This window comes from Phyllobacterium myrsinacearum, assembly GCF_014138285.1.
GTDB classification, from domain to species: Bacteria; Pseudomonadota; Alphaproteobacteria; order Rhizobiales; family Rhizobiaceae; genus Phyllobacterium; species Phyllobacterium myrsinacearum_A.
Genome location: NZ_JACGXN010000019.1, coordinates 34,247 through 40,741, shown reverse-complemented (window position 1 = coordinate 40,741; position 6,495 = coordinate 34,247). Strand labels below are relative to the sequence as shown.

The 6,495-nt window shown below is 53.8% G+C and carries 5 protein-coding genes; 2 read left to right on the top strand and 3 right to left on the bottom strand.

Annotated features, from left to right (window positions below; genetic code table 11):
* Window positions 1-395: 395 nt before the first annotated feature.
* From mmsB to chvE, 3 genes are all read right to left on the bottom strand, one after another.
* Window positions 396-1,583 (bottom strand): multiple monosaccharide ABC transporter permease, encoded by a 1,188-nt coding sequence (gene mmsB / locus FHW16_RS27785; RefSeq protein ID WP_182552674.1) that lies wholly within the window; start codon window positions 1,581-1,583, stop codon window positions 396-398.
* The gene (mmsA, locus tag FHW16_RS27780; protein WP_182552672.1) at window positions 1,580-3,112 is read right to left on the bottom strand and encodes a multiple monosaccharide ABC transporter ATP-binding protein; all 1,533 of its coding nucleotides are present in this window, start codon (window positions 3,110-3,112) and stop codon (window positions 1,580-1,582) included. The genes mmsB and mmsA overlap by 4 nt, the downstream gene beginning before the upstream one ends.
* 170 nt (window positions 3,113-3,282) lie before the next feature.
* Entirely contained in the window at window positions 3,283-4,338 is a 1,056-nt protein-coding gene (gene chvE / locus FHW16_RS27775) for a multiple monosaccharide ABC transporter substrate-binding protein (RefSeq protein ID WP_182552684.1), read from the bottom strand.
* 326 nt (window positions 4,339-4,664) lie between these two features.
* Here chvE and araD1 point away from each other — a divergent pair, with 326 nt between their 5' ends.
* Together araD1 and FHW16_RS27765 are read left to right on the top strand one after the other, a co-directional pair.
* Window positions 4,665-5,657 carry an AraD1 family protein gene (gene araD1 / locus FHW16_RS27770; protein ID WP_182552661.1) on the top strand — a complete coding sequence of 331 codons (993 nt, stop codon included), beginning with the start codon at window positions 4,665-4,667 and terminating at the stop codon, window positions 5,655-5,657.
* Between the two features lie 59 nt (window positions 5,658-5,716).
* Window positions 5,717-6,493 carry an SDR family NAD(P)-dependent oxidoreductase gene (locus tag FHW16_RS27765; protein ID WP_182552659.1) on the top strand — a complete coding sequence of 259 codons (777 nt, stop codon included), beginning with the start codon at window positions 5,717-5,719 and terminating at the stop codon, window positions 6,491-6,493.
* Window positions 6,494-6,495: the final 2 nt, after the last annotated feature.

Genomic DNA, 6,495 nt, shown 5'->3' with positions numbered 1-6,495 from the left:
TTAAGAGCTTCCTTTAGGGCGCATTCAGCAACCGCCAGCGGCGCCCCGCCCTCGTTGTGTCGGTATATAGACCCCACATCCCAAAACTGTCAACACGACAATTCCAAAAAAACGCACAAATCCAAACTTTCTCATTTCAGACAATCAATCCCTGGGGATAACTCGAAACGAGACAACACAAACCCCAGCAAATACGGGGGTTTCGTCGAAAACCACAGACACATGACTGTTATAAAGTATTAACCATGGGAGATTTCCGACCTTTTTCCCGCGCGATTATACGGTTTGGCGCTGATGGCACAGCTGCAAAAGACCACCGGGGAAACGACTCAGGGCTAGAAAGCAATCAGCCCGGACTATGCCGGGCTGATTCATATCCGGAATGAACGCGGCTCTTAACCCTTGTTCTTGTTATAAACGTCAAACACGACGGCTGCGAGCAATACGAGCCCCTTGATCACCTGCTGCCAGTCAATGTTGACGCCCATGATCGACATGCCATTGTTCATGACACCCATGATGAAGGCGCCGATGACGGCACCCATCACCTGCCCCACACCGCCCATGGCCGAAGCGCCACCAATGAAGACGGCAGCGATCACGTCGAGCTCGAAACCAAGACCGGCCTTCGGCGTTGCCGTGTTGAGGCGTGCCGCAAAGATCAGCCCGGCGAGCGCCGCCAGAACACCCATGTTGACAAAGGTGAAGAACGTCAGGCGTTCGGTCTTGATACCGGAGAGCTTTGCCGCCTTCTCGTTGCCGCCCATCGCATAAATGCGCCGGCCAATCGTCATGCGCTTGGTGACAAAAACGAAAAGCGCAATCAGCAACGACATGACAACAAGAACGTTGGGCAGCCCCTTATAGGAAGACAAGAGATAGACCAGAAACAGGATGATGCCGCCGATGATCAGGTTCTTGGCGAGGAAGAGCGCGAATGGCTCGCCATGATAACCGTGCTTTTCACGTTTGACGCGGCCGCGCACGCTTGAAAAGACCATCAACGCAACAAGAATGACACCGATCAGCATGGAAGTGATGTTAAAGCCCACCCCACCGAAAAAGTCAGGAATAAAGCCGGAGCTCAGCAGCTGGAATTGCGGCGGGAATGGGCCCACAGACTGGCCGCCGAGCAGCCACAGGGCCAATCCCTTGAAGACGAGCATGCCTGCCAGCGTCACGATGAACGACGGTATCTTGTGGTATGCCACCCAATAGCCCTGCGCCGCGCCAATTGCGCCGCCCATGATCAGGCAGAGGATTGTTGCCGGGACGTAGTGAATTTGCCACTTCACCATCATGACCGCCGCCAGTCCACCGACGAAGCCGGAAACCGAACCCACGGAGAGGTCGATATGTCCGGCAACGATGACCAGAAGCATGCCAAGCGCCATGATAATGATATAGCTGTTCTGCAGAACCAGATTGGTGAGATTGACAGGCCTGAACAATGTGCCGCTCGTGGTGTATTGGAAGAAAAGCATGATCACGATCAGCGCCAGCACCAGCCCGTATTCGCGCAGATTGCCTTTTGTGGCCGAGCCATCCGTCTGGATCTTTGCCGGAGCAGTTTCAGTACTCATGATGCTTTCCCTTCAGCACGAATGATGGCGCGCATGATTTTTTCCTGGCTGGCTTCACTGGCAGGCATTTCGCCGACGAGCCTGCCCTGGTTCATCACGTAGATCCGGTCGCATATGCCGAGCAATTCCGGCATTTCCGACGAGATCACCAGCACGCTTTTGCCCACAGCCACCAGTTGGTTGATGATTGAATAGATTTCATATTTGGCGCCGACATCGATGCCGCGTGTCGGCTCATCCAGAATCAGCAGGTCCGGATCGGCAAAGAGCCATTTCGACAGAACAACCTTCTGCTGGTTGCCGCCGGACAGATTGCCTGTTTTCTGATAGATGCTTGACGAGCGGATATTGGTCTTGCGGCGGTATTCGTTCGCCACTTTCAACTCGGCCATATCATCCAGCACGCCATTCTGGGATACACCTTCCAGATTGACGATCGTTGTGTTGTGCTTGATGTGGTCGATCAAATTAAGACCGTACGTCTTGCGGTCCTCCGTAACGTAGGCAATGCCATTATCGATCGCTTTACCGATGGTCGAGACATCCACCTTCTTGCCCTTGATGAAAACATCACCGCTGATCTTGCGGCCATAAGCCTTACCGAAAACGCTCATGGCGAATTCGGTTCGCCCCGCCCCCATCAGACCGGCAATGCCCACGACCTCACCTTTGCGCACATTCAGATTGACACCATTGATGACAGTTCGGTCACTGTGAATGTGGTGATGCACCACCCAGTCTTTCACTTCGAAGACCACTTCACCAATGTTCGGTTCGCGCGATGGAAACCGGTCCGCCAATTGGCGGCCAACCATCAGCGTGACAATACGGTCTTCGGAAATCGCGTCCTTGTCGAGTGTTTCAATCGTTGCTCCGTCGCGCAGCACGGTAATCCGGTCGGCCACCTTGCCGACTTCATTCAGCTTGTGGGAAATCAGGATCGAGGAAATGCCCTGCGCCTTGAATTCCAGCAGCAGCGAAAGCAGGGCGTCGCTGTCCTTTTCATTGAGACTTGCGGTGGGTTCATCCAGGATCAGCAGTTCAACCTCTTTCGACAAGGCCTTGGCGATTTCCACCAGCTGCTGCTTGCCGACGCCGAGATTGGTGATCAGGGTCTGCGGATCTTCCTTCAGGCCAACCTTGGCGAGGAGTTCACGCGTGCGGGTTTCCGCAACATGCCAATCAATAACACCGAATTTTGCCGGCTCGTTGCCAAGAAAAATATTCTCGGCAATCGACAGGAGCGGAACGAGCGCCAGCTCCTGATGAATGATGATGATGCCCTTGTGTTCGCTGTCGCTGATATCGCGGAAGCGCTGCTCTTCACCTTTGTAATGGATTTCGCCCTCATAACTGCCATGCGGATAGACACCGCTCAGCACTTTCATCAGGGTGGATTTACCAGCGCCGTTTTCGCCGACAAGGGCGTGAATTTCGCCTTTGCGCACGTTGAGATTGACATTGTTCAGCGCTTTCACCCCAGGAAATGTCTTGGTGATGTCGCGCATTTCGAGGATGGTTTCCATCAAGATCCTCACCGACGCCCTGCGAGTGATATAACCGGCTCTGTTGGCGTTTCTCTTTACAGTTTACAGTAGGCCCCAATCCCTGCACCACAGGAATCATTCTCCAAAAGAGCCTTGTCGACATGAAAACAAACCCTGCACAATCAAGTGCAGGGTTTGCAGGTAGTTATCGTCTACTTGATCTGGTCTTCGGTGTAGTAGCCACCGCCAATCAGGATTTCTTTCCAGTTGGTCTTGTCCACTTCAACCGGCTTCAGGAGATAGGCCGGAATGACCTTTACACCGTTGTTGTAGGTCTTGGTGTCGTTGACCTCTGGTTCTTCACCCTTGAGAACCTTGTCGATCAGGTTGGATGTAACCTTTGCCAGTTCGCGGGTGTCCTTGTAGATGGTCGAATACTGCTCACCGGCAATGATCGACTTGACGGAAGGCACTTCCGCATCCTGTCCGGAAACGAACGGGAATGGCTGATCCTTCGTGCCATAACCGACACCGCGAAGCGACGAGAGAATGCCGATCGACAGACCGTCATAGGGCGAAAGAACAGCGTTGACCTTCTTATCTGTGTAATATGCGGAGAGCAGGTTATCCATGCGCGCCTGCGCTACGGCGCCGTCCCAACGCAATGTACCGACCTTGTCCATGCCGGTCTGGCCGGACTGGACAACGAGTTTGCCGCTGTCGATCAAAGGCTGCAGCACGGACATTGCGCCATTATAGAAGAAGAATGCATTGTTATCGTCAGGCGACCCGCCGAACAATTCGATGTTGAACGGGCCCTTTGCCTCTGGAAGGCCAAGTGCCTTGACGAGCGATCCGGCCTGCAGGACGCCGACCTGGAAATTGTCGAATGTCGTGTAGTAATCAACATTGCCGGAATCGCGGATAAGGCGATCATAGGCAATAACCTTGATGCCGGCGTCATGCGCCTGCTGCAGGACATTGGACAGTGTTGTTCCATCGATAGCACCAATCACCAGAACCTTGACGCCCTTGGTGACCATGTTTTCGATCTGTGCGAGCTGGTTCGGAATATCGTCTTCCGCATATTGCAGATCGGTGGTGTAGCCGCGCTCTTTGAGCGCCTTGACCATGTTGTCGCCATCCGCGATCCAGCGCGCCGACGCTTTCGTTGGCATCGAAATACCAACAGAGCCCTTATCCTGGGCAAACCCTTGCGTACCCATCGCACAAAGCGCGATCAGGCCAACAGCAACCATCTTAAGCATTTTCACTGGTATCCTCCCAATTTCCCTAATGGACGCAACATTATTCGAGCATGTTTCCGGGCGGAATCTTTTTTAGCTTATGCCGCCAGCTCCTCCCAGAGCACGATCTTTACAACACTTATCTGAAAAGTATGACTTTTGGAATAGCTCTTTCAAAGCCAGTCAAAAAGTCTTTCTCCACGGCTAGGCGGTACAACCAAAAACGCGGCGTATCACCGTTTACATCGATATAATACTATTATAGTATTTTTGAAAATCACTCGCTAAAAGTCAAGAATGAAGCGAAGCTGCGCCTGCTTTGCTTGAAATTTCCCGGGAGGACAGACGTGAATTTGGTTCAATTGCTCAATGCCAATGGAAAGAGGCAGGTTGCCGCACGGGTGGATGACACATTCAGGCACGTGAAGCGGACAAAGTCGATCCTGGAACTCGCTCACGCCGCAATTGAGGCAAAATCCTCTCTCGCCAGGATTGTCGAGGAGCGCGGATTTGGAAAAGTGCTGGATGTTGAGACCGCCTATGCTGAAGGACGCCTGCTCTCGCCGATCGATACCCATGATCCGGCGCACATCCATTTGACAGGAACGGGCCTTACCCATCTCGGATCGGCCGCGACCCGTGATGCCATGCACCGCAAGATCGATGATGCCAAGGAAGAAGCCTTGACCGATTCGATGAAGATGTTCCGTATGGGGCTTGAAGGCGGGAAACCCAAAAAGGGGCAGACGGGTGTGCAACCCGAATGGTTTTACAAGGGCAACGGTACGATGCTCACGGGACCCGGGCAGCCATTATTGTCTCCTGCTTTTGCAGAAGACGCTGGAGAAGAGCCGGAGATTGCCGGCGTCTATGTGATCGGTCCTGACGGGTCGCCGTTCCGGATCGGTTTTGCGCTGGCAAACGAGTTCTCCGATCACGTGACGGAGCGTGTGAACTATCTCTTCCTCGCCCACTCCAAACTGCGTCCCTGCTCACTCGGGCCGGAATTGATCATAGGTGACCTTCCTGCGGATATCCGCGGCAGTTCGCGCATTCTGCGCAAGGGCAAGCCGATCTGGGAAAAGCCGTTCCTGTCCGGTGAAGACAACATGTCTCATACAATTGCCAATCTCGAACATCATCATTTCAAATATTCGGTGTTCCGTCAGCCCGGCGACGTCCACGTCCATATGTTCGGGACGGCGACATTGTCTTTCGCGGATGGTGTGAAGACCGAGAACGGTGATGTTTTTGAAATTGAAGCGCCAGCTTTCGGCCTGCCATTGCGTAACCCCCTGAAGATAGAAAAGCCTGTGAAGGTCAAGGTGACAGCACTCTAGGCGACATGCCACCAGCCCAGTTCATCGCATTCCTATCTGCCACAGAAATGGTGTCGGCCATGACAGACAAGTTACCACTATACGCCCGCTATCCCGGCCTTGCCGGCAAGCCCGTCTTTATTTCCGGTGGAGCAACAGGCATCGGCGAGACGATCGTACGCGCCTTTGCGGCAGAGGGTGCCAAAGTGGGATTTGTCGATCTCGCGGAGGCCGAGGGTAAAAATCTGGCGGAGGAACTGAACGCTTCCGGCGGCGAGGTAACATTCCGGACAGCTGACATCACAGATATCGGCACCTATCAAAAGATCATCCGAGACATCGAAGAAATACAGGGCTCAGCAGCTGTGCTGATCAACAATGCTGCCAACGACACACGTCATGACTGGCGTGAGGTAACGCCTGATTATTTCGACCAGCGTATCGCCGTGAACCTGCGCCACATGTTCTTTGCCATTCAGGCGGTTGCACCGGCAATGATCGAGGCTGGCCGTGGTTCGATCATCAACTTCGGCTCAGTCGGATGGATGATGGCGTCAGGAGGATATCCCGGTTATGCCTCGGCCAAGTCCGCGGTGCATGGCCTCACCCGTTCTTTCGCCCGCGATCTGGGCAAACACGGAATTCGGGTCAACACTTTGGTACCCGGCTGGGTCATGACCAAGCGTCAGCTGGACCTTTGGGTTGACGATGCGGCCAATGAATTGATCGACCGCAGCCAGTGTCTGGCCGGGCGTGTCTTGCCTGAAGACATAGCGCGTATGGCACTCTTTCTTGCCTCAGATGATTCAAGGATGTGTTCGGCGCAGAACTTTATCGTCGATGGCGGCTGGGTCTGAGC